General features: G+C 71.7%; 21 protein-coding genes. 16 read left to right on the forward strand and 5 right to left on the reverse strand.

Features of this window, described 5'->3' with window-relative positions; translation table 11 throughout:
• Positions 1-17: 17 nt before the first annotated feature.
• Both P5G50_RS10625 and P5G50_RS10630 read right to left on the reverse strand, forming a co-directional pair.
• The gene (locus P5G50_RS10625) at positions 18-2072 is read right to left on the reverse strand and encodes a YhgE/Pip domain-containing protein (RefSeq protein ID WP_301209224.1); all 2055 of its coding nucleotides are present in this window, start codon (positions 2070-2072) and stop codon (positions 18-20) included.
• The gene (locus tag P5G50_RS10630; protein ID WP_301209222.1) at positions 2069-4990 is read right to left on the reverse strand and encodes an MMPL family transporter; all 2922 of its coding nucleotides are present in this window, start codon (positions 4988-4990) and stop codon (positions 2069-2071) included. The genes P5G50_RS10625 and P5G50_RS10630 overlap by 4 nt, the downstream gene beginning before the upstream one ends.
• A gap of 113 nt (positions 4991-5103) precedes the next feature.
• Between P5G50_RS10630 and P5G50_RS10635 the strand changes: the two genes are divergently transcribed.
• Both P5G50_RS10635 and P5G50_RS10640 read left to right on the forward strand, forming a co-directional pair.
• Positions 5104-5781: a TetR/AcrR family transcriptional regulator gene (locus P5G50_RS10635; protein WP_301209219.1), complete on the forward strand. Its 678-nt coding sequence runs from the start codon at positions 5104-5106 to the stop codon at positions 5779-5781.
• Positions 5782-5854: 73 nt separating this feature from the next.
• Positions 5855-6727: an SGNH/GDSL hydrolase family protein gene (locus P5G50_RS10640; RefSeq protein WP_301209216.1), complete on the forward strand. Its 873-nt coding sequence runs from the start codon at positions 5855-5857 to the stop codon at positions 6725-6727.
• Positions 6728-6761: 34 nt separating this feature from the next.
• Here P5G50_RS10640 and P5G50_RS10645 read toward each other — a convergent pair whose 3' ends face one another.
• Entirely contained in the window at positions 6762-7562 is an 801-nt protein-coding gene (locus tag P5G50_RS10645) for a sugar phosphate isomerase/epimerase family protein (protein ID WP_301209214.1), read from the reverse strand.
• A gap of 135 nt (positions 7563-7697) precedes the next feature.
• Here P5G50_RS10645 and otsA point away from each other — a divergent pair, with 135 nt between their 5' ends.
• From otsA to P5G50_RS10680, 7 genes are all read left to right on the forward strand, one after another.
• A complete protein-coding gene (otsA, locus tag P5G50_RS10650) occupies positions 7698-9218 on the forward strand; it encodes an alpha,alpha-trehalose-phosphate synthase (UDP-forming) (protein ID WP_301209449.1) in 1521 nt (506 codons plus the stop codon).
• Positions 9219-9262: 44 nt separating this feature from the next.
• Positions 9263-10069 carry a trehalose-phosphatase gene (gene otsB, locus P5G50_RS10655; RefSeq protein ID WP_301209211.1) on the forward strand — a complete coding sequence of 269 codons (807 nt, stop codon included), beginning with the start codon at positions 9263-9265 and terminating at the stop codon, positions 10067-10069.
• Between the two features lie 92 nt (positions 10070-10161).
• Positions 10162-11856, forward strand: a complete 1695-nt coding sequence (ilvD, locus tag P5G50_RS10660) for a dihydroxy-acid dehydratase (protein WP_301209209.1) — start codon at positions 10162-10164, stop codon at positions 11854-11856.
• Between the two features lie 53 nt (positions 11857-11909).
• The gene (locus P5G50_RS10665) at positions 11910-13718 is read left to right on the forward strand and encodes an acetolactate synthase large subunit (RefSeq protein ID WP_301209206.1); all 1809 of its coding nucleotides are present in this window, start codon (positions 11910-11912) and stop codon (positions 13716-13718) included.
• A gap of 4 nt (positions 13719-13722) precedes the next feature.
• A complete protein-coding gene (ilvN, locus tag P5G50_RS10670) occupies positions 13723-14232 on the forward strand; it encodes an acetolactate synthase small subunit (RefSeq protein WP_301209203.1) in 510 nt (169 codons plus the stop codon).
• Positions 14233-14268: 36 nt separating this feature from the next.
• The gene (gene ilvC / locus P5G50_RS10675; protein ID WP_301209202.1) at positions 14269-15297 is read left to right on the forward strand and encodes a ketol-acid reductoisomerase; all 1029 of its coding nucleotides are present in this window, start codon (positions 14269-14271) and stop codon (positions 15295-15297) included.
• A gap of 96 nt (positions 15298-15393) precedes the next feature.
• Positions 15394-16134 carry a copper homeostasis protein CutC gene (locus P5G50_RS10680; RefSeq protein WP_301209199.1) on the forward strand — a complete coding sequence of 247 codons (741 nt, stop codon included), beginning with the start codon at positions 15394-15396 and terminating at the stop codon, positions 16132-16134.
• 24 nt (positions 16135-16158) lie between these two features.
• On the opposite strand, the gene P5G50_RS10685 is transcribed toward P5G50_RS10680, so the two are convergent.
• Positions 16159-16554: a DoxX family protein gene (locus tag P5G50_RS10685; RefSeq protein WP_301209197.1), complete on the reverse strand. Its 396-nt coding sequence runs from the start codon at positions 16552-16554 to the stop codon at positions 16159-16161.
• Positions 16555-16704: 150 nt separating this feature from the next.
• Here P5G50_RS10685 and serA point away from each other — a divergent pair, with 150 nt between their 5' ends.
• The 3 genes from serA to P5G50_RS10700 all read left to right on the forward strand — a co-directional run bounded on the left by serA (position 16705) and on the right by P5G50_RS10700 (position 20080).
• A complete protein-coding gene (gene serA, locus P5G50_RS10690; RefSeq protein ID WP_301209194.1) occupies positions 16705-18297 on the forward strand; it encodes a phosphoglycerate dehydrogenase in 1593 nt (530 codons plus the stop codon).
• A 129-nt stretch (positions 18298-18426) separates the two neighbouring features.
• Positions 18427-18792, forward strand: a complete 366-nt coding sequence (locus tag P5G50_RS10695) for a YciI family protein (protein WP_301209191.1) — start codon at positions 18427-18429, stop codon at positions 18790-18792.
• 28 nt (positions 18793-18820) lie between these two features.
• Positions 18821-20080 (forward strand): RNA polymerase sigma factor, encoded by a 1260-nt coding sequence (locus P5G50_RS10700; RefSeq protein WP_301209188.1) that lies wholly within the window; start codon positions 18821-18823, stop codon positions 20078-20080.
• Between the two features lie 14 nt (positions 20081-20094).
• Here the strand turns inward: P5G50_RS10700 and P5G50_RS10705 are convergent, their stop codons facing one another.
• Complete coding sequence (locus tag P5G50_RS10705; protein ID WP_301209186.1) at positions 20095-20682, reverse strand: TetR/AcrR family transcriptional regulator; 588 nt, start codon at positions 20680-20682, stop codon at positions 20095-20097.
• A 53-nt stretch (positions 20683-20735) separates the two neighbouring features.
• On the opposite strand from P5G50_RS10705, the gene P5G50_RS10710 reads away from it, so the two are divergent.
• From P5G50_RS10710 to P5G50_RS10725, 4 genes are all read left to right on the forward strand, one after another.
• Positions 20736-22262, forward strand: a complete 1527-nt coding sequence (locus P5G50_RS10710) for an MFS transporter (RefSeq protein WP_301209183.1) — start codon at positions 20736-20738, stop codon at positions 22260-22262.
• Between the two features lie 228 nt (positions 22263-22490).
• Positions 22491-23558 carry a 3-isopropylmalate dehydrogenase gene (locus P5G50_RS10715; RefSeq protein ID WP_301209181.1) on the forward strand — a complete coding sequence of 356 codons (1068 nt, stop codon included), beginning with the start codon at positions 22491-22493 and terminating at the stop codon, positions 23556-23558.
• A gap of 22 nt (positions 23559-23580) precedes the next feature.
• Positions 23581-24714 carry a branched-chain amino acid aminotransferase gene (locus tag P5G50_RS10720; RefSeq protein WP_301209179.1) on the forward strand — a complete coding sequence of 378 codons (1134 nt, stop codon included), beginning with the start codon at positions 23581-23583 and terminating at the stop codon, positions 24712-24714.
• Positions 24715-24764: 50 nt separating this feature from the next.
• Positions 24765-25676 (forward strand): ketopantoate reductase family protein, encoded by a 912-nt coding sequence (locus P5G50_RS10725; RefSeq protein WP_301230597.1) that lies wholly within the window; start codon positions 24765-24767, stop codon positions 25674-25676.
• Positions 25677-25708: the final 32 nt, after the last annotated feature.

Raw genomic sequence — 25708 nt, forward strand, 5'->3', positions numbered from 1 at the left:
TTCGCGCGTACTCGGGGCTACTCGGCGGGGAGGAGTTGGGCCGCGGTGACGATGCGACGGCGCGCGATCGCGAGCAGCGCCAGGGCGAAGCCGAGCGCCGCCCAGAGCAGCAGCCCGCCGAGGCCGCGCCACACGTCGGCGGTGCCGTCCACCACGCCCTGCAACGCGGTGATCGCCGCGTTCGTCGGCAGCCAGGGCAGCACGCCGTCGAAGAAGGCGGGCGCTGTCGAGACGATGCCCGACGCGAGGGTGATCACGACGACGAGCATCGAGACGAACCTCCCGACCCCGCCGAGCAGCGCCGTCAGCCCGTGGTTGACCGCGGCGAAGGCGATGCCGACGACGACCGCGACGCCGGCGAAGGCGAACCAGTGCCCGGCGTCGAGCTTCATCGCCGGCTCCATCACGGCCGAGACGAGCACGCCCTGGATCGCGCCGAGCACCGCGCCGGGCAGCAGCCCGTCGAGCGCGATCCGCCCGGCGGCGCGCGAGGTGAGCAGCGCGCGCCGCGACACCGCCTGCAGCACGAGGAAGGTCGCGAGCGCGCCGAGCCAGAGCGCGACGGAGGCGAACAGCGGCACGCTGGTCGTGCCGAACGCCTCCACCCCCGACGCCTTCTGGGTCACCGGCTGCGAAGCGACCGACGCGAGGTTCGTGCGCTCACCGCTGCTGTAGTTCGGCAGCTGATCGACGGCCTTGTCGAGGCCGGAGGCGAGGGAGGCCGCGCCCGACGCCGACTGCTGCGCTCCGGTCGCGAGCGGCTGCACGCCCGCGCTCAGCTGCGTGATGCCGTCGGCGAGCTGGGAGGCGCCCGACGCCGACTGCTCGGCGCCCGACGCCAGCTGCGAGGCGCCGTCGGCGGACTGCTGGGCGCCCGTGGCGAGCTGCGCCGCGCCGTCCGCGCTCTGCTGCGCGCCTCCGGCGAGCTGCTGTGCGCCGCTCGCGAACTGCTGCAGACCGCCCACCAGCGCGTCCGTCTTCGCGGCGATCTGCTCCGTGCCGGAGGCCGCGCCCGTGGCGTAGCCGATGCCGGTCTGGAGGGCGGGCGTGTTGTCCTGGACGGCCTTGCAGAGCGCACCGAGCTGTGGACTGGTTGCGATCGCGGCCGGCGTGCACTGGGTCGCCGCCGCGGCGCCGATGCCCTGCGCGCCCGTCGTGAGGTTCTGCACGGCCGTGGTCGCCGCTCCGCCGACCTGGCGGATGCCGCCCGGCAGCGCGGCAGCGGCGCTGCTGGTCTCGCCGAGCTTCGACGCGAACTCACCGGTCTGCGTCGAGAGCGTCGAGAGCCCGCCCGACAGCGACGACGCCCCGCCCGCGAGCTGCCCGACGCCGTCGGCGAGCGCAGACGCGCCCGTCGCGAGCCGGCCCGTCCCGTCGGCGAGCGCTGTCGCGCCGGAGGCCAGGGGAGTGACGCCGTCGGCGAGCTGCTGCGTGCCGCTCGCCAGCTGGGTCAGCCCGCCGGAGAGGCTCTTCGCGCCGCTCGCCGCCTGCCCGAGCTGGTCGTGCAGGGTGTTGAACCCCACGTACACGTTCTCGAGGTAGGTGCTCGTGAGCTGCTTGTTGAGCACCGAGGTGGCGGTGGTGGTGACGGCCTGGCTGATGGCCGGATCGACGAGCTTCGATGTGGAGCTGGTGCGCACGTCGATCGTCGCCTGATCCGCCGCGGCGGCGTCGCCTGCGGTCGAGGTGGCCGCACGGGAGAAGTTCTTCGGGATCGTCACCACCGCGACATACGTGCCGTCGGAGAGCCCGGCGTCGGCGTCCTTCGCGTCGGTGAGCACCCACGAGAAGTTGTCCTTCTCGGTGTCGAGCAGCCCGCCGGCGAGCTGGCGGCCGAGCGGCACGGTCTGGCCGTTCACCGTCGCCGGCTCGTCCAGGTTGACGACCGCCGCCTTCACGTCGCCGAGGCGCTCGGTGGGGTTCCAGAGCGCCCAGACCAGCAGGCCGCCGATCACGAGCGGCACCAGGATGAGACCGGCGACGGTCAGCCAGGTGATGCGCTTGTCCGAGCGCACCCGCTCCAGCGAGAACAGCGAGCGCGGGCGGCGCAGCGGGGAGGTGGGGGTCGTCATCGGGTGTTCGCCTTCTCCAGGTGGGCCGCGGCGTGGGCGGCATGGTCGGTGATGTCGGGGGAGCCGGTCGCGGCGGGGCGCGCGACGTCGTCGGCGAGGTCGTCGGCGAGCAGCACCGAACTGGGCTCGATCTCATCGGGCAGGAGGTCGTCGAGCCCGGTGGGGTCGACGCACGACACCACGAGCGCGAACGGCCGCTCGTCGACCCGCGCACGGCTCAGCGCCGCGCTCAGCTCGGAGCGGATGCGGCGCCGCTCGACGGGGTCGGTCACGCTGTCGACGGCGTCGAGCGCCAGCAGCTCCAGCCGCCCGTCGAGCGCCAGGCGCACGTCCTCGACCGGGGTGTCGGTGGCGTCGAGCCGGACGACCGCCGTGCGCGAGCGCACGGCCGAGCCGCGCGTCGGCAGCACGAAGCCGGCCACCTTCATCGTCCCGGCGCTCACCGGCGTGCGGCCGGTGACGGCCATCAGCAGGGCGAGGGAGGCCGTGCGATCGCCGCCGTGGACGACCAGCACCTCCCCGTCGCGCAGACGGAACGAGACGTCGGCGAGCAGCGGGCGGCCCTTCACCTCGACGGCCAGCCCCTCGGCGGCGGCCACGTGGCGCACGCCGGGCTCCGGCCAGTCGGCGAGATCGAGCTCCTTCTGCAGCCCCTCGCCCTCCACATCGAACGAGGGGAGGAGGCGGTCGAGCCAGCGCGGCATCCACCACGCCTTCTCGCCCAGGAGCTGGAGCACCGCGGGCACGAGCGTCATCCGCACGATGAACGCGTCGACGAAGACCCCCACCGCGAGGCCGAGCGCGATCGGCTTGATCGCGGTGTCGCCCTCCGGCACGAACGCGGCGAACACCGAGAACATGATGATCGCGGCGGCGGTGACGACCTTCGCCGAGCCGACGAAGCCGCTCTGGATGGCGCGGCGGGCGTCCTTGCCGTGCACGTAGTCCTCGCGGATGCGGCTGACGAGGAACACCTCGTAGTCCATCGCGAGCCCGAACAGCACGCCCATGAGGATGATCGGCATGAAGCTGATCACCGGCCCGACCTTGTCGACGTGCAGCAGCTCGGCCCCCCAGCCCCACTCGAACACCGCCGCGACGACGCCGAACGCGGCGCCGACCGACAGCAGGTAGCCGAGCGCGGCCTTGATCGGCACCGCGATCGAGCGGAAGACCATGGTCAGCAGCACGAGCGAGAGCCCGACGACGAGGATGCCGAACGGCAGCAGGGCCCCGCCCAGGCGATCCGACACGTCGATCTGCACGGCGGTGGCGCCGGTGACCTGGAGGTCGACCTTGTACTCGTCGAGGAAGTGCTGGTGCTTCGCCCGCAGCTCGGCGACCAGCTCGGCCGTCTTCGGGTCGTCCGGGCCCGTGGTCGGGATGACCTGCACGATGCCCGTGTCGGCGCCCTCGTTCGGCGTGGCGAGCGGCACGGCTGCCACGCCGGGCAGGTCCGCGATCTCGGCGCCGATCTTGTCCATGAGCCCGACCGGGTCGGTGCTCGAGATGATCGAGCCCGTCACGATCAGCGGGCCGTTGAAGCCGGGGCCGAAATGCTCGGAGACCAGGTCGTAGGTGGTCCGTGCCGAGTTGTCCTTCGGGAGGCTGCCGGCGTCCGGCAGCGCCAGCCGCAGTTGCAGGGCGGGCAGGGCGGCGACGCCGAGCGCCACCACCACGGCGATGATCGTCACGAGCGGGAAGCGGGTCACCGCGCGCACCCAGCCGCGGAAGAACCCGGGCGGGATCTCGGCGGCGTGGCCGAAGCCGGGGGTCGAGGAAGTGGAGGGCGTGGAGGGGGAGGCGGGGGCTGGCACGTCGGCCGTCGCCTCGTCGTCGTGTTCGGCAGCCTGCGCCTTCCGCGCCGTCTTCTCCGCCCGCTTCGCCTTCCGCCGCCCCGGCGTCAGCCGCGCCCCGGCGAACCCGAGCAGCGCCGGCGTCATCGTCAGCGCCACCAGCACCGCGATCGCGACCGCGACCGACGCGGCGAGCCCCATCGTCGTGAGGAACGGGATGCCTGCGACCGCGAGCCCGGCGAGCGCGATGATGACCGTGATGCCGGCGAAGGTGACAGCGGAGCCGGCCGTCGCCACCGCCCTGGCGACCGACTCCTCCGGATCGAGTCCGGCCTTCAACTGGCCCTGGTGCCGAGAGATGATGAACAGCGAGTAGTCGATGCCGACCGCGAGCCCGAGCATGAGCGCGAGCAGCGGCGTCGTCGACGAGATGGACCCGAACAGGGTCGCGATGAAGATCAGCGAGATCGAGAGCCCGACGCCGAGCAGGGCCGTGAGCAGCGGCATCCCGGCGGCGATGAACGAGCCGAACGTGACGATGAGCACGATCAGCGCGATCACCACGCCCACGAGCTCCGTGGCCGAGACGGTCGGCAGGCTCTGCGAGAACAGCTCGCCGCCGACGGCGACCTCCGCTCCCTCGGGCAGTGCCTTCTGCAGGTCGGCCCCCGCCTCCTTCAGCGCGTTCCTGGTCTCGGTGGAGACCGTGGTCGCCTGGCCCTTCAGCTGCACGTTGACGATCGCGGCCGAGCGGTCGTCCGAGACGAGGTTCTTCACTGTCGTGCTGTACGGCGAGGTGGCGCCGGAGACGCCCGTGATGTCGCCGATGGCCTTCACCGCGTCCTCGACGGGCTGCTCGATGTCGGCGTCGTCGACCGTGCCGCCCTTCGGGGCGACGACCACGACCTTCGCCGTCGTGCCGCTCACCTGCGGGAAGGTGCGGTTCAGCATGTCGAGCGCCTCTTGCGACTGCGTGCCGGGGATGCTGAAGCTGTTGTCGGTGCCTTGGTTGAGCAACGCGGCGCCGCCGCCGAGGAGCACCAGCAGGGCGACCCAGAGGCCGACGACGAGGGCGCGGGCGCGGAAGGCCCAGCGGCCGATCGAGTACAGGAGCGAGGACACGTGGTCTCCAGCGGTGAGGGGTCGACGGAGTGTTCGATACACCGTTGTATCCGATGAATGAGCGTATCGGATACACTTCTGTATCGGGAACCAGGCTCAGGAAGGTTTCAGCATTGGACAGCACGACACGTGAAGATGAGGCGGCGGCGGAGTCCGCCCCCGCAGAGTCCGCACGCCGGCAGCGCACCCGGTCGCGGCTGCTCGACGCGGCCTTCGACGTCTTCGCCGAGCAGGGCGTCCGCGCGGCCAGCGTCGAGACCATCGCCGAGGCCGCCGGTTTCACCCGCGGCGCGTTCTACTCCAACTTCTCCAGCAAGGAGGAGCTGTTCTTCGCCCTCATGGACCGCGAGAAGACCACCCGCCTGGAGCAGCTGGAGACGGGCGTCGCCCGCTTCTTGACGCCGCTCGTCGGCGACGGCGCGGCCGAGCTGGGCGACGCCGAGGTGGTCGAGATCATCACGCGCATCCTGGAGCTGCAGTCCGACGACCGCCGCTGGTGGCTCGTGCAGACCGAGTTCCAGCTGCTCGCCCTGCGCGACCCCGAGATCGCCGCCGGGTTCGTGCGCTATCAGGACGACTTCTACCGCGAGCTGACCGAGACCGTCGTGGCCGCGCTCACCAGCGCCCGTCGCCGCTTCACGATCGACGCCGAGGAGGCCGTGCGCGTCATCGCCGAGCTGTGCGCCAGCGGGGAGGCCAGGGCCCTGCTCGACGGCGACCAGCGCCGGTTCTCGGAGCGGCTCTCCGAGAGCGTCCCCGCCGTGCTGCTGGCGCTCACGCGGCCGGTCTGACCCCGGCATCCCCTCCAGCTTCTCCGAGTCGCCGCCCAGCGGTTCACCGGGTGCCGGGGGTAGCCTCTGTCGGATGCGACGCAGAGCCCTCCGGACCCTCACCGCCGCCGTGACCGCCGTCCTCCTGGCGGCCGGTGCGTCGGCGTGCTCGGGGCAGGCGGACGACGGGAGGCCCGCTGCCGCCGTGCCGTCGCCCGCGCCGACCGCCACGGCGACGCCCGACCCGTTCCCCACGGAGCCGCTGAGCTCCGGCACCCGCTACGTTGCGCTCGGCGACTCCTTCGCGGCGGGGATGGGCGGTGGCGACGAGCAGGGCAAGTGCCGCACCAGCCCGCACTCCTACCCGTCCGTCTTCACGAAGGAGGCGGGCGTCGACCTGATCGTCAACGCGGCCTGCGCCGGGGCGACCACGGGCGACCTCCTTCGGCGCCAGCTGATCGCGATCGACGACCGCACCGATCTGATCACGCTCAGCATCGGCGGCAACGACCTGGGCGTGGCGGCCGTCGCCGCCGACTGCTCCGCCGGCAAGGCCGTCGCCTGCCGCAACGAGCTCTCGTCCGCGCTGTCGCTGCTCGACGTGCTGCCGCAGCGCCTCTCGACCGTGTACTCGGCCGTGGCGCAGGCGGCGCCGAACGCCCGCATCGTCGTGACCGGGTACGTGGTGATGTACGACCCGGGCAGCACCTCCGGGAAGGACTTCGGGCTCCGCACCGCCATCAACGCCGCCACCGTCGGCCTCAACCAGGTCATCGAGGACGCGGTGGACGCCCAGCGCGCCAAGGGCGTGCCGATGGAGTTCGTGCGCGTGGACTTCGCCGGGCACCTGCTCGGCGACCGCGACCCGTGGATCAACCAGACCGGGGCCGACGCGTTCCACCCGACGGCCGAGGGCTACGCCCAGTACGCGAAGACGCTCGTGAAGGAGCTCGGCACGGCGGAGTGAGCGGGAGACGCGCTCGGATCGCCCCGCCGCTCCGCTACACCGCAGCCCCGGCCGCGTGCTCCCGCGCGAACGACAGCGTCTCCCGCAGCATCGCCGTGCGCTCGTGCTCCGTGCGCGCCTTGCGGGTGTTGACCTCCGCGACCACCGACCCTGTCCACGCGGAGGCGGCGAGCAGCCGCAGCACCTCGGCCACCGGCTGGCCGCCGCGTCCCGGCAGCAGGTGCTCGTCGAAGACGTGCGAGTCGTCCAGCGCCCCCGAGCCGTCGCACAGGTGCACGTGCCGCAGCCGGTCGCCGAGCGCCCGGGCGAGCTTCAGGCCGTCGAGCCCGCTGAGAGCCGCGTGCGAGAAGTCGAGCGTGACCGCGTCGCAGTCCATGCCGACCGGGTTCCAGCCGGGGGAGTATGCCGCCATCGAGCGGCCGGCGACCTTCCACGGGAACATGTTCTCGACCGCGATCGCGACCCCGGAGGCCGCCGCCGTCGAGCGCACGATCGCCAGGAAGTCGTCGACGTACCCCGACTGCCAGCGGAAGGGAGGGTGCACCACGACGGTCTCGGCGCCCACCGCGGCCGCCAGGTCGGCCGAGCGCTCCAGCTTCACCCGCGGGTCGCGGCCCCAGACGAAGTGCGTGAGCAGCAGCACCGGCGCGTGGATGCTGAGGATCGGCATCCCGTAGCGCTCGGCCAGGGCCAGCAGCGGCGCCGCCGACTGGGTCGTCTCGTCGCGGGTGACCATCACCTCCACGCCGTCGTAGCCCAGCTCCGCCGCCGCCGCGAAGGCGGCCTCGGTGCCGAGCGGGTAGACGCAGGACGTGCTCAGGCCGATGCGCATCACGGCCGCACTGTAGCCCCGGTCGCTGAACGGCTCATGACCGGCAGCGGAACGCCCGCCCCGGGCGCGCTGTGAAGGGACGCTGGTACCCTGGCCGGTACCGCCGCGAGGCGCGACCGACGAGGAAGAGGAACGACCATCACTGCGAACCCCGACACCGCGACCGACGCCTACGACCTCGTCATCGTCTCCAACCGGCTCCCCGTCGACCGTGTCGTCGACGAGAGCGGCGAGGCGAGCTGGCGGCCGTCGCCCGGTGGGCTGGTGGCGGCGCTCGAGCCGATGATGCGCTCGCAGGACGGCATCTGGATCGGCTGGGCGGGCGTGGCCGACGAGGAGATCGAGCCGTTCGAGGCCGGCGACATCAACATCCGCCCGGTGATGCTGACCGAGCAGGACCTGCAGGAGTACTACGAGGGCTTCTCCAACGACACCCTCTGGCCGCTCTACCACGACGTGATCGCGCAGCCGAGCTACCACCGCGAGTGGTGGGAGACCTACGTGAAGGTCAATCGCCGCTTCGCGGACGCCGCCGCCGAGGTCGCCGCGCAGGGCGCCGTGGTCTGGGTGCACGACTACCAGCTGCAGCTCGTGCCCGCGATGCTGCGCGAGGTGCGCCCCGACCTCGTCATCGGCTTCTTCAACCACATCCCGTTCCCGCCGTACGGCATCTACTCGCAGCTGCCGTGGCGGCGTCAGATCATCGACGGCCTGCTCGGCGCCGACGTCATCGGCTTCCAGCGCGTCGCCGACGCGGGCAACTTCTCGCGCGCCGTCCGCCGGCTGAAGGGGTACGAGACGCGCGGACCGATCATCGAGGTGCCGATCGACACCGACGACCCGGCGTCCGGCTCGCACCGGCACGTGACCACGGACCGCCGCGGCGGGCTGGTGCGCACGGTGCTCGCCCGGGCCTTCCCGATCTCCATCGACGCCGACCAGTACCAGGACCTCGCCCGCCGGCCGGAGATCCAGGCGCGCGCCCGCGAGATCCGCCAGGAGCTCGGCAACCCCCAGACCGTCATGCTCGGCGTCGACCGGCTCGACTACACCAAGGGCATCGGCCACCGGCTCAAGGCGTTCGGCGAGCTGCTCGCCGAGGGCAGGCTGAACGCCGAGGAGGTGACGCTCGTCCAGGTCGCCAGCCCCAGCCGCGAGCGCGTCGAGACGTACCGTCAGCTGCGCGACGAGATCGAGCTCACCGTCGGCCGCATCAACGGCGACTACGGCAGCCTCGGGCACACGGCCGTCGCGTACCTCCACCACGGCTATCCGCGGGAGGAGATGGTCGCGCTCTACCTCGCCGCCGACGTCATGCTCGTCACCGCGCTCCGCGACGGCATGAACCTCGTCGCCAAGGAGTACGTGGCCACCCGCATCGACGAGGACGGCGTGCTCGTGCTGAGCGAGTTCACCGGTGCCTCCGACGAGCTGCGCCAGGCGCTGCTGATCAACCCGCACGACATCGAGGGCCTCAAGGAGACCATCCTGCAGGCCGTCGCCATGCCCAAGCGCGACCGCACCCGGCGGATGCGCGCCCTGCGCCGCAAGGTGCTCACGAACGACGTGGCCCGCTGGTCCGCCTCCTTCCTCGACGCGCTCACCCGCAGCGCGCACGGCGACCACCCGCTGCAGAACCCGCCGGTGAACCGCCGCTGAGCTCCCGCTCGTCCACGACCGACCGCACCGCTCCCTGAAGGATCATGACCGCTCCCGCACCGCTCCCTCCCGCCTCCGCCGTCGCCCTCGCCTCCGCCGTCAAGCGGCTCGCCGAGACCGACCGCCTCCTGGTCGCCATGGACTTCGACGGCACGCTCGCGCCGTTCGTCGACGTGCCGCGCGGCGCCAGGGCGCTGCCCGAGTCGAAGGCGGCGCTCGACCGGCTCGAGAGGCTGCCGCGCACGTGGGTGGCGTACGTCTCCGGGCGGCCGCTCGACAGCCTTCAGACCGTGACGGAGGCCGACGAGGACGCCCTCCTGATCGGCTCGCACGGCGTGGAGATCCGGTTCGGCCGCGACGGCGTCTCGCTCGACCTGTCCGACGACGAGCGCCGCACGCTGGAGCGGCTCGGTGAGGTGCTCGGCGAGGTGGTCGACTCCCTCCCCGGGCTCAAGCTCGAGGTGAAGCCGGTCGGCTTCGGCGTCCACTACCGGCTGGTCGCCGACGAGCACGGCCCCGATGTGGTGCGGCGCGCCAGGGAGGCCGCGGCGGCGGTGAGCGACCGGCTCACGATCCGCGACGGCAAGGACATCATCGAGTTCTCGGTGCGCGGCGCCGACAAGGGCGACGGCGTGGAGCGGCTGCGCGAGTACACGGGCGCCACCGCCGTGATCTTCGCCGGCGACGACGTGACGGACGAGGACGGCTTCCGCGTGCTGCGCGCGGGGGAGGACGTCGGCATCAAGGTCGGCCGGGGCGAGACCGCCGCGCAGTACCGCGTCGCCGACGAGCACGCGATCGCGACCCTGCTGACCCTGCTGGCGGAGGCGCGCGCGGCCGCCACGGCCTGATCGCGTCTCCACAGGCCCACCCGGCGAACGGCTTCTCCACCGGTTCACATCGTGTGAACGGAGCGGCATCCGAGACGTCCTAGAGTTGATCCATGCCTGAGATCGATTGGAAGCCGCGCTCGCGCGTGGTCACGGACGGAATCGAAGCCACCACCAGCCGCGGCATGCTCCGCGCGGTCGGCATGGGCGACGAGGACTGGGAGAAGCCCCAGATCGGCATCGCGAGCTCGTGGAACGAGATCACGCCGTGCAACCTGTCGCTCGACCGCCTCGCCCAGGGCGCCAAGGAGGGCGTCCACTCGGGTGGAGGCTACCCGCTGCAGTTCGGCACCATCTCCGTCTCCGACGGCATCTCGATGGGCCACGAGGGCATGCACTTCTCGCTCGTCTCGCGCGAGGTCATCGCCGACTCCGTCGAGACCGTCATGATGGCCGAGCGCCTCGACGGCACGGTCCTGCTCGCGGGCTGCGACAAGTCCCTCCCCGGCATGCTGATGGCAGCGGCCCGGCTGGATCTCTCGGCCGTCTTCCTCTACGCCGGCTCCATCGCGCCGGGCTGGGTGAAGCTCTCCGACGGCACCGAGAAGGACGTCACGATCATCGACTCCTTCGAGGCCGTCGGCGCCTGCAAGGCGGGCAAGATGAGCGAAGAGGACCTCAAGCGCATCGAGTGCGCCATCGCCCCGGGCGAGGGCGCCTGCGGCGGCATGTACACCGCCAACACCATGGCGTCGGTCGCCGAGGCCCTGGGCATGAGCCTCCCCGGCTCCGCCGCCCCGCCGTCGGCCGACCGCCGCCGCGACTACTACGCCCACCGCTCGGGCGAGGCCGTGGTCAACCTGCTCAAGCAGGGGATCACCGCGCGCGACATCCTGACCAAGAAGGCGTTCGAGAACGCCATCGCCGTCGCCATGGCGTTCGGCGGCTCGACCAACGTCGTGCTGCACCTGCTCGCCATCGCGCACGAGGCCGACGTCGACCTCACCATCGACGACTTCAACCGCATCGGCTCCAAGGTCCCGCACATCGGCGACCTCAAGCCGTTCGGCAAGTACGTCATGAACGACGTCGACCGCCACGGCGGCGTCCCCGTCGTCATGAAGGCCCTGCTCGACGCGGGTCTGCTGCACGGCGACTGCCTCACGGTCACCGGCAAGACCGTCGCGGAGAACCTGGCCGAGATCAACCCGCCCGCGCCCGACGGCAAGGTCATGCGGAAGCTCGACGACCCGATCCACCCCACCGGTGGCCTCACCATCCTCAAGGGCTCGCTCGCGCCGGAGGGCGCCGTCGTCAAGACGGCCGGCTTCGACGCCGACGTGTTCGAGGGCCCGGCCCGCGTGTTCGAGCGCGAGCGCGAGGCGATGGACGCCCTCACCGAGGGCCGCATCTACGCCGGCGACGTCGTCATCATCCGCTACGAGGGCCCCAAGGGCGGCCCCGGCATGCGCGAGATGCTCGCCATCACCGCCGCCATCAAGGGCGCAGGCCTCGGCAAGGATGTACTACTATTGACGGACGGACGATTCTCAGGCGGCACAACCGGCCTGTGCATCGGCCACATAGCACCCGAAGCGGTGGACGCAGGTCCCATCGCCTTCGTGCGCGATGGTGATCTGATACGGGTCGATATCGCGGCTCGCTCCCTCGACCTACTTGTCGACGAGTCCGAGCTGACCGCCCGCCGAGAAGGCTGGGCGCCTCTTCCTCCGCGCTATACCCGTGGCGTTCTCGCGAAGTACTCCAAGCTCGTGCGCTCTGCAGCAGAGGGCGCGGTCACGGGGTAGTCCTTCGCCCCACCCAGCACTTCACCATTTCGTACGTAAGGGACCGATAAGGCATGTCCTCGGATGCAACCCCCAGCAGTGTGTTGCCCTCCGCGACGCCGGGCAAGGCGTCGCCCGAACAACTGACCGGCTCGCAGGCCGTCGTCCGCACGCTCGAGCTCCTCGGCGTCACGGACGTGTTCGGCCTCCCGGGCGGTGCGATCCTCCCGATCTACGACGCGATCGTCGACTCGGAGAAGATCCGCCACATCCTCGTCCGACACGAGCAGGGCGGCGGCCACGCCGCCGAGGGCTACGCGACCGCGGCCAACAAGGTCGGCGTCGCGATGGCCACCTCCGGCCCCGGCGCGACGAACCTCGTCACCGCGATCATGGACGCGCACATGGACTCCGTCCCCGTCGTGTTCATCACCGGCCAGGTGTTCTCGACCCTGATGGGCACGGACGCGTTCCAGGAGGCCGACATCGTCGGCATCACCATGCCGATCACGAAGCACTCCTTCCTCGTGAAGAGCGTGGACGAGATCCCCGCGACCATCGCGGCGGCGTACCACATCGCCGGCACGGGCCGCCCCGGCCCGGTGCTGGTCGACATCACCAAGGACGCGCAGCAGAACACCGCGCCGTTCGTCTGGCCGCCCAAGGTCGACCTGCCGGGCTACCGGCCGATCACCAAGGCGCACGGCAAGCAGATCCTCGCGGCGGCCCAGCTGCTCGCCGAGGCGAAGAAGCCGGTGCTGTACGTCGGCGGCGGCGTGATCCGCTCCCGCGCCTCCCAGGAGCTGCTGGAGCTGGCCGAGGCCACCGGCGCGCCGGTCGTGACGACGCTGATGGCGCGCGGCGCCTTCCCCGACTCCCACAAGCAGCACCTCGGCATGCCGGGCATGCACGGCACGGTTCCCGCCGTGCTGTCGCTGCAGGAGTCCGACCTCATCGTGTCGCTCGGAGCCCGCTTCGACGACCGGGTGACGGGCAACACCGCGCTGTTCGCGCCCGACGCCAAGATCGTGCACGTCGACGTCGACCCGGCCGAGATCTCCAAGATCCGCGTGGCCGACGTCCCCATCGTCGGCGATGCCAAGGATGTCATCGTCGATCTGACCGCCGCGTTCCAGGACGCGGTCCGCTCCTCCGGCGCGCCGGACACCGCGGAGTGGTGGACGTACCTCGACGGGCTCCGCGAGGAGTACCCGCTCGGCTACACGCCGACGAGCGACGGCCTCCTGGCCCCGCAGCACGTCATCCAGCGGATCGGCGAGCTGACCGGGCCGGAGGGCATCTACACCGCGGGCGTCGGCCAGCACCAGATGTGGGCCGCGCAGTTCATCAAGTACGACCGCCCCAACTCCTGGCTCAACTCCGGCGGCGCCGGCACCATGGGCTACTCGGTGCCGGCCGCGATGGGCGCCAAGGTCGCCCAGCCCGACCGGGTCGTCTGGGCGATCGACGGCGACGGCTGCTTCCAGATGACGAATCAGGAGCTCGCCACCTGCACGATCAACAACATCCCGATCAAGGTGGCGATCATCAACAACTCGTCGCTCGGGATGGTGCGGCAGTGGCAGACGCTGTTCTACGACGGCCGCTACTCGAACACCGACCTCAACACCGGTCACGACACCGTCCGCGTCCCCGACTTCGTGAAGCTGGCGGAGGCGTACGGCGCCCTCGGCATCCGCGTCACCAAGGAGGAAGAGGTCGACGCCGCGATCAAGCTCGCGCTCGAGACCAACGACCGCCCGGTCGTGATCGACTTCGTCGTCAGCGCCGACGCCATGGTGTGGCCGATGGTCCCGCAGGGCGTCAGCAACAGCTACGTGCAGTACGCCCGCGACCACAGCCCGTCCTTCGGAGAGGAGTGACCAGATGAGCACGCATGTTCTGAGCCTCCTCGTGGAGGACAAGCCGGGTCTGCTGACGCGCGTGGCGGGGCTGTTCGCCCGCCGCGGCTTCAACATCCACTCGCTGGCGGTGGGCACGAGCGAGGTCGACGGCCTCTCGCGCATCACCGTCGTGGTCGACGTCGAGGAGCTCCCGCTCGAGCAGGTCACCAAGCAGCTCAACAAGCTGATCAACGTGATCAAGATCGTCGAGCTCGACCCCGCCCAGTCGGTGCAGCGCGAGCACCTGCTGATCAAGGTGCGCGTCGACAACTCCACCCGCTCCCAGGTGCTGGAGGCGGTCAACCTGTTCCGCGCCCGGGTCGTCGACGTGGCGACCGACGCGCTCGTGATCGAGGTCACCGGCGACAGCGGCAAGACCCAGGCGCTGCTCAAGGTGCTCGAGCCGTACGGCATCAAGGAGATGGCCCAGTCCGGGCTGCTCGCGATCGGCCGCGGCTCGAAGTCCATCACCGAGCGCGTCTTCAAGAACTGACTTTTTTCGAGAACCGCACAAGAAGGAGAACCCCCAGTGGCTGAGATCTACTACGACAACGACGCCGACCTCTCGATCATCCAGAACAAGAAGGTCGCCGTCATCGGCTACGGCTCGCAGGGCCACGCGCACGCGCAGAACCTCCGCGACTCGGGCGTCGAGGTCGTCATCGGCCTCAAGGAGGGCTCGAAGTCGAAGCCGAAGGCCGAGGAGGCGGGCTTCCGCGTCCTCTCCGCCGCCGAGGCCGCGAAGTGGGCCGACGTGATCGTCATCCTCGCGCCGGACCAGGTGCAGCGTCACCTCTACGCCGAGGACATCCAGGGCAACCTGGAGGAGGGCAACGCCCTCGTCTTCGGTCACGGCTTCAACATCCGCTTCGGCTACATCGAGGCCCCCGAGGGCGTCGACGTGATCATGGTCGCCCCCAAGGGCCCCGGTCACACCGTGCGCCGCGAGTATGAGGCCGGCCGTGGCGTCCCCGTGATCGTCGCCGTCGAGAAGGACGCCACCGGCAACGCGTGGCCGCTCGTCCTCTCGTACGCGAAGGGCATCGGCGGCCTCCGCGCCGGCGGCATCAAGACCACCTTCACCGAGGAGACCGAGACCGACCTGTTCGGCGAGCAGGCCGTGCTCTGCGGCGGCGTCTCGCAGCTCGTCCAGTACGGCTTCGAGACCCTGACCGAGGCCGGCTACCAGCCGCAGGTCGCCTACTTCGAGGTGCTGCACGAGCTCAAGCTCATCGTCGACCTCATGTGGGAGGGCGGCATCGCCAAGCAGCGCTGGAGCGTCTCCGACACGGCCGAGTACGGCGACTACGTCTCGGGCCCGCGCGTCATCGACCCGCACGTCAAGGAGAACATGAAGGCGGTGCTCTCCGACATCCAGGACGGCACCTTCGCCAAGCGCTTCATCGCCGACCAGGACGCCGGCGCGCCGGAGTTCCTCGCCCTCCGCAAGAAGGGCGAGCAGCACCCGATCGAGGCCACCGGCCGCGAGCTGCGCAAGCTGTTCGCCTGGAACGCCTCGAACGACGACGACTACGTCGACGGCGAGGTCGCCCGCTGACTCAGCGGTACTGAGCCAGCAAGCTAGCCTGGGGGTGTCGCACTCGCACGAGTGCGGCACCCCTTTCGCATTCCGGTTCGCACCCAGGAGGCCCGCATGCCCCGATCCGTCGCCGTCGAGATCGCGGCGCAGGACGTCGCGGGCGTCCGCGTCGCGCTGGCGAAGGGCGCCGACCGCGTCGAGCTGTGCGCGGCGCTCGGGCTCGGTGGGCTCACGCCGTCGGCGGGCCTCGTGGCGGCTGCGGTGGAGGCGGCTGCCGCTGCCGGGCGCGCGGACTACGTCCACGTGCTGGTGCGGCCGCGCGGCGGCGGCTTCCTGTACGACGGCGACGAGGTCGCTACCACGGTGCGCGACATCCGCTTCGCCCGCGACTCCGGCGCCGCGGGCGTGGTCGTCGGAGCCCTCGACGAGCGCGGCCGGGTGGACCTTCCCGCCGTCGAGCGCTTCGTGGCGGCGGCGGACGGCATCTCCGTGACCTTCCACCGGGCGCTCGACATCGTCGCCGACCAGCGCGCCGCGATCGAGACGCTCATCGGGGCCGGCGTGACGCGCGTGCTCACCTCGGGAGGCGCCACCCGCAGTCTCGACGGCGTCCCCGCGCTCCGCGCTCTGGCTGCGGGCGCAGGCGGACGCATCCAGATCATGGCCGGCGGGGGAGTGCGCGTCGAGGACGTCCCCGCGCTCGTCGCCGCGGGCGTGGATGCGGTGCACCTGTCCGCGCGCGACACCGTGCACGGCGCCCCCAGCGGTCCGGGCGGCGGCTCCGCCGATTACGACATCACCGACCCGGTTATGGTCGGCCAGGCGGTCGCCGCGGTCGCGGCCGCGTCGCGCTGAGCCGAGCGTTCCGGCGCGGGCCGGCTACACCGGCAGTGCGCAGAAGACGCAGAGCGCGACCAGCACCACCTGCAGAACAGCCCGCGGCACGACGGGCGTCGCGAAGATCCCGAACCGGTCGGGGAACCGGGCCGCGTACGCGTTCGCCGGGAAGACCGCGATCAGGAACAGCGCGAGGCACACCGCCGCGGCCTCCCGGGTGGCGGGGATCAGCAGCCCGACGCCTCCCGCCAGCTCGCAGACACCCGTGATCGCGACGAGCGCCCGCGGCGACAGCATCCTCCACCCACGCAACGCGGGCGGGATCATCGCCGCCATCGCGCGCGACGGCCCCGGCGCGAAGTGCAGCACCCCCATCGCGACGAAGGCCGCTGCGAGCGCGATGCGGACGGTCAGCTGGACGGTCTCGAGCGCGGGCACCGTACCATCCTGCCCCGCGCACGGCCGAGCGGCGGCGTAACGCGGCGCAAGGCGGCATACGCCGCCCGCTAGAGTTAACCCGACCGCGCCCCAACGCCCGTGGCGCACTTCTCCCAAGCCAGCCCTCGCACCACTGTTAGGAACTGCCACGTGACAAAGCCGGTCGTCCTGATCGCCGAAGAACTCTCGCCCGCCACCGTCGACGCCCTCGGGCCCGACTTCGAGATCCGGAACGTGGACGGCACCGACCGGCCGGCGCTGCTCTCCGCCGTCGCCGACGCGGACGCCATCCTGGTGCGCTCCGCCACCAAGGTCGACGCCGAGGTCATCGGCGCCGCCAAGCAGCTCAAGGTCGTCGCCCGCGCGGGCGTCGGACTCGACAACGTCGATATCAAGACCGCGACCACCGCGGGCGTCATGGTCGTCAACGCCCCGACCTCCAACATCATCTCGGCGGCGGAGCTCACCGTCGGCCACATCCTGAGCCTCGCCCGCCACATCCCCGCCGCCCACAGCGCGCTCGCCCAGGGGCAGTGGAAGCGCTCGAAGTACACCGGCGTCGAGCTCTACGAGAAGACCATCGGCATCATCGGCCTCGGCCGCATCGGCGCGCTCATCGCCGCCCGCCTCCAGGCCTTCGGCACGAACGTCATCGCGTACGACCCCTACGTCACGTCGGCGCGTGCGCAGCAGCTCGGCGTCCAGCTCGTCACCCTCGACGAGCTGCTGGCGCAGGCCGACTTCATCACCATCCACATGCCGAAGACGCCGGAGACCACCGGCATGATCAGCGACGACCAGCTCGCGCTGATGAAGCCCACCGCCTTCATCGTCAACGTGGCCCGCGGCGGCCTGATCGACGAGGACGCGCTGTACCGCGCGCTCACGACGCACAGCATCGCGGGAGCCGGCCTCGACGTGTTCGTCACCGAGCCTCCCGTCGACTCGCCGCTGCTCGCGCTCGAGAACGTCATCGTCACCCCGCACCTCGGCGCCTCCACCGACGAGGCGCAGGAGAAGGCGGGCGTCTCGGTCGCGAAGTCCGTGCGGCTCGCGCTCTCCGGCGAGCTCGTGCCGGACGCGGTCAACGTCGCCGGCGGCGTCATCGACCCGTACGTGCGCCCGGGCATCCCGCTCGTTGAGAAGCTCGGCCAGGTGTTCTCGGGCCTCGCGCACAGCCCGCTCACCAGTGTCGACGTGGAGGTGCGCGGCGAGCTCGTCGACTACGACGTCAGCGTGCTCAAGCTCGCGGCGCTCAAGGGCATCTTCACCAACATCGTCAGCGAGACCGTGTCGTACGTGAACGCGCCGCTCCTCGCCGAGCAGCGTGGGATCGAGGTGCGCCTGATCACCGACTCGGTGAGCGAGGAGTACCGCAACCTGATCACGCTGCGCGGCGCGCTGAGCGACGGCTCGCAGATCTCGGTCTCCGGCACCCTCACCGGCCCGAAGCAGATCGAGAAGATCGTCGGCATCAACGGCTACGACGTGGAGGTGCCGGTCGCCGAGCACCTGGTCGTCATGGTCTACGACGACCGCCCCGGCATCGTCGCGGTCTACGGCCGCGAGTTCGGGGAGTCCCAGATCAACATCGCGGGCATGCAGATCGCCCGCACCTCGGCCGGCGGCAAGGCGCTCAGCGTGCTGACCGTCGACTCCCGCGTGCCGGAGGGCCTGCTCGAGAAGGTACGCGTCGCGATCGACGCCGACCTCATGCAGGAGATCGACATCACGGAGGCCTGAACAGCAGAGCCTGATCGGGGCGACCCGGAGCTGGACGGCCGGCGGGAAGATATTTCTCGCCGGCTGTCGATTCCGGCGGTTGACTGACGTCGTAGGGATATCGCTGTTCATACGACGTGAGGAGACACGATGTCCGACGAGTACATCCTGCTGATCCGGGAGCCAGAGTGGAGCCCGGACACCATGACGCCCGAGGAGTGGAGCGCCGGCATGGCAGGGCACAAGGCCTTCCAGGAGGCGGTGGCCGCGGCCGGAGAGCGGATCGTGGCCAGCAGCGCGCTGCAGGCCGCCGACCGCGCGACGCGCATCGCACCGGGTGCCGACGGCGCACCGGTCTACACCGACGGTCCCTTCGGAGAGACCCGCGAGGTGATCACCGGCTTCTACAGCTTCACCGCCGAGAGCCCGGCGAAGGCGCGCGAGCTGGCCGCGCTCGTGCCGACGGGGGGCTGGGTCGAGCTGTACCCGGTACTGGTGCTCGACCGGGTCGAATGACGCCGGCACCGCCGCAGCCGGGAGCCGCGTGAGGGCGGACACCCGGATCGAGCGCGCGTACCGCGACGACGCCCCGCGCATCCTGGGCGCGGTGGCGCGGACGACGGGCGACCTCCTGCTCGCCGAGGAGGCGGTGCAGGAGGCGTTCGCGCGCGCCCTCGCGGAAGCGGCGCGCGGCCGCGAGCCGGCCAACCCGGCCGCCTGGATCACGACGGTGGCGCGGCGGGTCGCGCTGGATGCGCTCCGGCGAGAGCGGACGGCCGTGCGCGCGGCGCCCGCCTTGGCCGCAGAGGCGGCCCGAGACGCCGACGTCCGTCATGCTGCGGCGCGCGCCGCCGAGACGACCGGAGGGAGCGAGGTGTTCACCGGCGACGAACGGCTGCAGCTGATCCTCCTGGTCGCCCACCCCGACCTCGCTCCCGCGGCGCGGGTGGCGCTCGCCCTGCGCTTCGTGTGCGGAGTTCCCACCGGGCGGATCGCCGACGCCTTCCTCGTGTCCGAACCCACGATGGCCGCCCGGCTGACGCGGGCGAAGAAGCGCATCCACGACTCCGGCATCCGCTTCCGCCTCGACGATCCGGGGGCGGTCGTCGAGCGGATGCCGGACGCGCTCACCACGATCCACCTGCTCTACTCCTGTGCGCACACCGCGGTGGGCGACGACGCGCGGACGGACGACCGCCTGCGTGCGGACGCCATCGAGCTGGCGCGGGACGCCCACCGCGTGGCGCCGGGTTCCGAGAGCGCCGGCCTCCTGGGGCTCCTGCTGCTGACGGAGGCGCGTCAGCCCACCCGGTTCACGGTGGACGGCGACTTCGCGACGCTGCGCGAGGCGGACCGGTCGCGCTGGGACGCCGCGCTGATCGCCGAGGGGGAGCGCTACGCGACGGTCGGGCTGGCGGGCGACGGCCGGTTCGGCCTGCAGGCCGGGATCGCCGGACTGCACGCCATCGCGCCGACCTGGGCCGCCACGGACTGGCCGGCGATCGTGCGGCTGTACGACGGGCTGGTGCGGCTCTGGCCGAGTCCGGCTGCGCGGCTCGGCCGGATCGTCGCGCTCGGCCACAGCCCCGACGCCGGACCGGAAGCCGCGCTCGGCGAGCTCGCCGCGGATCCCGGACTCGGCGGGGGTGCGCTGGCGCAGCAGGTCCACGCGGCACGCGCCGAGCTCCTGCGCCTCGCGGGCCGGCCCGCCGACGCCGCCGTCGAGCTGCGTCTCGCGGTCGACACCGCGCGGGACGACCGGACCGAGCGTTCCCTTCGTCGGCTGCTGACCGCGCTCGACTGAATCGAACGGCCGGGTCAGTCTCGGGCTGCGAGGCGGTGGACCAGCTCCAGCAGCCGCTCCAGGTCGGCCGGTTCGCTGAGCACGCCGCTGCCGGAGGGCAGGAGGGCGGTGTTGTAGTAGATCCCGTCGCCGAGCAGCATGATCGTGCGGGCGACGACCGGGTCTCCGACCGCCTCCTCCAGCACGCCGAGCCAGTCGTGCTGCATGGCGGCGAGGGCGTCGCGCGCACGCTCGTCGGCGCCCTGCGCGAGTCGCGCCACGGCGACGATCGAGCGCTCGAACTCCTGCGACTCCGGTGTCGCGGTCGCGATGGAGGTGCGGATGAAGTAGTCGACCGGCCCGTCCGGGGCCGTTCGCATCCGCTCGACGTCGTCGGCCACGCTCGCGCGCAGCCGCTCCAGCAGGCCGTCGACCAGTGCGTCCTTCGAGGCGAAGTGGTAGAGCAGGCCGCCCTTGGAGACGCCGGCGCGCGCCGCAACGGCGTCGAGGGTCGCCGCCCGCTCGCTCTGCTCGCCGAGCAGCTCCGCGAACGCGTCGAGGATGCGGTCGCGCGCAGGGCGCTGCGCGGGGGAGTGCGCCGTGGAGGAGGGGCTGGCGGGCATGACGTCATGCTAGCCCGGTTGCCACTGTACCGTCCAGACGGTACAGTAGCTCCATGACCACCACCGCCTCCCTGCCTGCCGTCACGAGCCCCCGCGCGGGCGCACGCGGCTGGGCGGCCCTCGCGGTGCTCATGCTGCCGACCCTGCTCGTCTCGGTCGACAACACGGTGCTCAGCTTCGCCCTCCCGTCGATCTCCGAGGCGCTCGCGCCCAGCGCGACCGGCATGCTCTGGATCGTCGACGTCTACCCGCTCGTGCTCGCCGGTCTCCTCGTCGCCATGGGCAGTCTCGGCGACCGCATCGGCCGTCGCCGTCTGCTGCTGATCGGCGCCACCGGCTTCGCCGCGGTCTCCGTCGCCGCCGCCTTCGCTCCGACGGCGGAGCTGCTGATCGGCGCCCGCGCGGTGCTCGGCTTCTTCGGCGCCATGCTGATGCCGTCGACGCTGTCGTTGCTGCGCAGCACCTTCCTCGACCGCGACCAGCGCCGTCTCGCCGTCGCCATCTGGGCGTCCGGCTTCGCGGCGGGCTCGGCCCTCGGCCCGATCGTGGGCGGCGTGCTCCTGGAGCACTTCCCGTGGGGGTCGGTGTTCCTCCTCGCCGTGCCGGTGCTCGTGCCGCTGCTCGTGCTCGCGCCGCTGCTGGTGGCGGAGTCCCGCGACCCGCACCCGGGCCCGGTCGACCCGATCAGCATCCTGTTGTCGCTCGTGACGATGGCGCCCATCGTCTACGGCATCAAGTCGCTCGCGGTCGACGGCGTCTCCGCACTCGCGGTGGTGGCGATCGTCGTCGGCGTCGTCGCTGGCGTGCTGTTCGTGCGGCGCCAGTTGCGGCGACCGGTGCCGATGCTGGATGTGCGGCTCTTCCGCGTGCCCGCGTTCAGCGGCGCCGTGATCATCAACCTGCTGAGTGTCGTCTCGCTGGTCGGCTTCCTGTTCTTCGTGTCGCAGCACCTCCAGCTCGTCATCGGCCTGACGCCGCTGCAGTCGGGACTCGTGCTGCTGCCGGGGCTGGTGACGATGATCGTCGCCGGGCTGGTGGTCGTGCCGATCGCGCGCCGGGTCCGGCCCGGCATCGTGATCGCGAGCGGCCTGACGCTGTCGGCGCTCGGCTACCTGCTGATCGCGCTGACCGGGGGAGCGGTGTCGTGGGGCCTCCTGCTCGCCGCGTTCGTGCTGCTCGGCGCCGGCATCGGCGCGGCGGAGACGGTCTCGAACGAACTCGTGCTCGCCACGGCCCCCGCTGCCAAGGCGGGAGCGGCCTCCGCGGTCTCGGAGACGGCGTACGAGCTCGGCGCCGTGCTCGGGACGGCGACGCTCGGCACGATCATCACCGCCTCCTACCGCGCGTCGATCGTGGTGCCGGAGGGGCTGACAGCCGCGCAGGCCCATGCGGCCCGCGAGACGCTCGGCGGTGCGACGACGGTCGCGGGAAGCCTCCCGCCGAACCTCGCCGATGAGCTGCTCGCCTCGGCGAGGGCCGCGTTCGACAGCGGCGTCGGGGTGACCGCTGCGATCGGGATCGCGCTCGTGGGGGCGGCCGGGGTGCTGGCGCTGGTCGCGCTGCGGCGCATCCGCGCCTGACCCGCGGCGCGGAAAGGGAGGCGCTCGGGTAGCGGCGAGCGGCGTGTCGCAGGGAACGGAGGAGCTCGGCGGGTGTGTGCCGCCGGGCTCCTCCCTTTCGTGGCACCGGTTTGTGTGCACAGGGCGCCGGCTGTGCGCAGGAGTCCACAGATCGCCGGACCGCGCCTCCTGAGGGCCTGGCGGCGGCGATAGGGTGGCAGGACAGCCGATCCACCGACCAGGAGTGCCATGCCTCAGAACGCGCAGACCGTCCGACTCGCCGTCATCCCCGGCGATGGCATCGGCCCCGAGGTCATCGCCGAAGCGGTCAAGGTGCTGGAGGCGGTCACGCGCGACAGCGGCCTGGCGTTCGCGCCGACGCACTTCTCGCTCGGCGCCGACCGCTACCTGGCGACCGGCGACGTGCTGACCGACGACGACCTCGACGCCATCAAGGGGCACGACGCCATCCTGCTCGGCGCGGTCGGCGGCGTCCCCGGAGATCCGCGGCTGGTCGGGGCGAACATCGAGCGCGGGCTGCTGCTGAAGCTGCGGTTCTCGCTCGACCACTACGTGAACCTCCGCCCCACGACGCTGTTCCCCGGCATCGCGAGCCCGCTCGCGAACCCCGGAGAGGTCGACTTCGTCGTCGTGCGCGAGGGCACGGAGGGCCCGTACGTCGGCAACGGCGGCGCCATCCGCCAGGGCACCCCGCACGAGATCGCCAACGAGGTCTCGGTCAACACCGCCTACGGGGTGGAGCGGGTGGTGCGGTACGCGTTCGAGCAGGCCGAGCAGCGCCGCAAGAGGCTCACGCTCGTGCACAAGACCAACGTGCTGACCTTCGCCGGCGGGCTCTGGAAGCGGATCGTGGACGCGGTCGCCGCCGAGCACCCGGAGGTGGCGGTCGACTACCTCCACGTCGACGCGGCGACGATCTTCCTCGTCACCGACCCTGCTAGATTTGATGTGATCGTCACGGACAACCTCTTCGGCGACATCCTCACCGACCTCGCGGCCGCGATCAGCGGCGGCATCGGACTGGCCGCTTCGGGCAACATCAACCCCTCGGGCGAGTTCCCCAGCATGTTCGAGCCGGTTCACGGATCGGCCCCCGACATCGCCGGCCAGCAGAAGGCCGACCCCACCGCCGCGATCCTGTCCGTCGCGCTCCTGCTCCGCCACCTCGGCGCCCGGGAGCTCGCCGAGCGGGTCGAGTCCGCGGTGACCGCCGACCTGGCCGCCCGTACGGGCGCGACGCGCACGACCGCCGAGATCGGCGACGCGATCGCCGCCCGGGTGGCGCAGAATCAGTAGACCGTCTCGTCGAAGGACACCCATGAACGCCTCCACCAGCATCAACCTCACCAGCGGCCCGACCGAGACCAGCGGACTGCTCTGGAACGTCAGCCGCAACGAGGCGGCGCGCGACGCCGCCGAGCGGGCGGCGATCCTGGCCGACCCCGGGTTCGGCAACCACTTCACCGACCACATGGTCGACCTGTGCTGGTCGGCGAAGGGAGGCTGGCACCGGCCGCGCGTCTCGCCGTACGGCCCCATCCAGCTCGACCCGGCCGCCGCCGTGCTGCACTACGCGCAGGAGATCTTCGAGGGCCTCAAGGCGTACCGCCACGAGGACGGCTCGATCTGGACCTTCCGTCCGGAGGCGAACGCGGCCCGCATGCAGCGCTCGGCCTATCGTCTCGCCCTGCCGGAGCTCCCGGTCGAGCACTTCCTCGACTCGCTCAAGCAGCTCGTCGCGGTGGACGGCGACTGGGTGCCGTCGGCGCCCGAGACCAGCCTCTACCTCCGGCCCTTCATGTTCGCCAAGGAGGCGTTCCTCGGCGTGCGCCCGGCCAACAAGGTCGCGTACTACCTGATCGCGAGCCCGGCGGGCGCGTACTTCCCGAGCGGGGTGGCCCCCGTCTCCATCTGGCTCTCCGACCACTGGTCGCGCGCCGGCCAGGGCGGCACCGGAGCGGCGAAGACGGGCGGCAACTACGCCTCCAGCCTCCTTCCGCAGGCGGAGGCTTACGAGCACGGCTGCGCGCAGGTGCTGTTCCTCGACTCGGTCGAGGGCAAGTACCTCGAGGAGCTCGGGGGCATGAACGTCGTGCTCGTCTACAAGGACGGCACCCTGGTCACCCCTGACTCGCCGAGCATCCTCGAGGGCATCACCCTCGACTCGGTGCTGCAGCTGGCGCGCGACCGCGGCCACACGGTCGAGCGCCGCCGCGTGACCATCGACGAGTGGCGCGACGGCGTCGAGTCGGGCGACATCGTCGAGGTGTTCGCTTGCGGCACCGCCGCGGTCATCACGCCCATCGGCGAGCTGAAGTCCGACACCTTCACCGTCGGCGACATCACCGCGCCTCCCGGGGAGCTGACGATGTCGCTGCGCGAGGAGCTGACCGGCATCCAGTACGGCCGCGTGCGCGACCGTCACAACTGGATGTACCGCCTCGACGCCTGAGCGCGTCACCGCATCCGCGTCACCGTTTCCATCCACCGAAGGGCGTCGAAGTGTCGGAATCAGAGACTGAATCCGGCACATCGGCGCCCCTCGGCACGTTCGCGGTCGTGGGGCCCGGGGCAGTGGGCGGGCTGCTCGCGTGGCTGCTCGACCGAGCAGGGCACGAGGTCGTGGCAGTCGGACGTTCGGCGACGGTCGAGGCGATCCGCGAGTACGGGATCGAGGTGCGCAGCGCGCAGTTCGGCGGCGGCCTCCGTCGGGTGGCGGCCGACACCGTCGTGCCGGAGGGCGCGCACGTGATCGTCGCGACCAAGGCGTACGGGCTGGAGGACGTGCTCCCCGGCATCGCGCAGGCCCGGCCCGCCGAGGTCGTCTCGTTCCTCAACGGCGTCGAGCACATGCCGCTGCTGCGGGAGGCGCTGCCCGGCGTGCCCGTCGTCGGCGCCTCGGTCGCGGTGTCGGCGCTGCGCTTGTCGCCTGCGGTGATCGACCACCGCAGCCCGTTCGTGAACATCGAGGCGCCCGAGGTTGCGGCGGACTCCGCGATCGTGCGGGCGCTGCAGGAGGCCGGCCCCCGCGTCCGCGTGCGCGGAACGGAGGCCGAGGTGCTCTGGGGCAAGTTCCGCCTGCTCGCGGCGCTCGCCCTCCTCACCTCCTACTGGCGGCAGCCGGCGGGGCCCGCGCTCAGCGAGGACCCCGAGCTGACGGAGGCCGTGGTCGCCGAGATCGTCGCCTGCTCGGCGGCCGAGGGCGTGCCGGCCTCCGAGCTCGACCTGGTGCGGGCGCTGCACAGCGTGCCGGGCGGGATGCGCACCTCCCTGCAGGAGGATCTCGCCGCCGGCGCGCCCAGCGAGCTCGACGCCCTGGGTGGGGCGCTGCTGCGGGTGGGGGAGCGGCGCGGGCTGGCGCTGCCGGGCGTCGAACGGATCGTGGCCGCGCTGGACGACGCGGCCGGGCGCTGATCAGCCCTCGCGCTGACCGGCCGGGCGCTGAC

Source organism: Leifsonia williamsii (assembly GCF_030433685.1).
Classification (GTDB): domain Bacteria; phylum Actinomycetota; class Actinomycetes; order Actinomycetales; family Microbacteriaceae; genus Leifsonia; species Leifsonia williamsii.

Bases quoted from the DNA above. Each gene is read 5' to 3' on its own strand.
- P5G50_RS10715 (WP_301209181.1), top strand. From the start codon at position 22,491: ATGCCTCAGAACGCGCAGACCGTCCGACTCGCCGTCATCCCCGGCGAT.
- P5G50_RS10665 (WP_301209206.1), top strand. From the start codon at position 11,910: ATGTCCTCGGATGCAACCCCCAGCAGTGTGTTGCCCTCCGCGACGCCG.
- P5G50_RS10695 (WP_301209191.1), top strand. From the start codon at position 18,427: ATGTCCGACGAGTACATCCTGCTGATCCGGGAGCCAGAGTGGAGCCCG.
- P5G50_RS10720 (WP_301209179.1), top strand. From the start codon at position 23,581: ATGAACGCCTCCACCAGCATCAACCTCACCAGCGGCCCGACCGAGACC.
- P5G50_RS10680 (WP_301209199.1), top strand. From the start codon at position 15,394: ATGCCCCGATCCGTCGCCGTCGAGATCGCGGCGCAGGACGTCGCGGGC.
- ilvN (WP_301209203.1), top strand. From the start codon at position 13,723: ATGAGCACGCATGTTCTGAGCCTCCTCGTGGAGGACAAGCCGGGTCTG.
- P5G50_RS10640 (WP_301209216.1), top strand. From the start codon at position 5,855: ATGCGACGCAGAGCCCTCCGGACCCTCACCGCCGCCGTGACCGCCGTC.
- P5G50_RS10705 (WP_301209186.1), bottom strand. From the start codon at position 20,682: ATGCCCGCCAGCCCCTCCTCCACGGCGCACTCCCCCGCGCAGCGCCCT.
- P5G50_RS10625 (WP_301209224.1), bottom strand. From the start codon at position 2,072: ATGACGACCCCCACCTCCCCGCTGCGCCGCCCGCGCTCGCTGTTCTCG.
- P5G50_RS10710 (WP_301209183.1), top strand. From the start codon at position 20,736: ATGACCACCACCGCCTCCCTGCCTGCCGTCACGAGCCCCCGCGCGGGC.
- ilvD (WP_301209209.1), top strand. From the start codon at position 10,162: ATGCCTGAGATCGATTGGAAGCCGCGCTCGCGCGTGGTCACGGACGGA.
- otsB (WP_301209211.1), top strand. From the start codon at position 9,263: ATGACCGCTCCCGCACCGCTCCCTCCCGCCTCCGCCGTCGCCCTCGCC.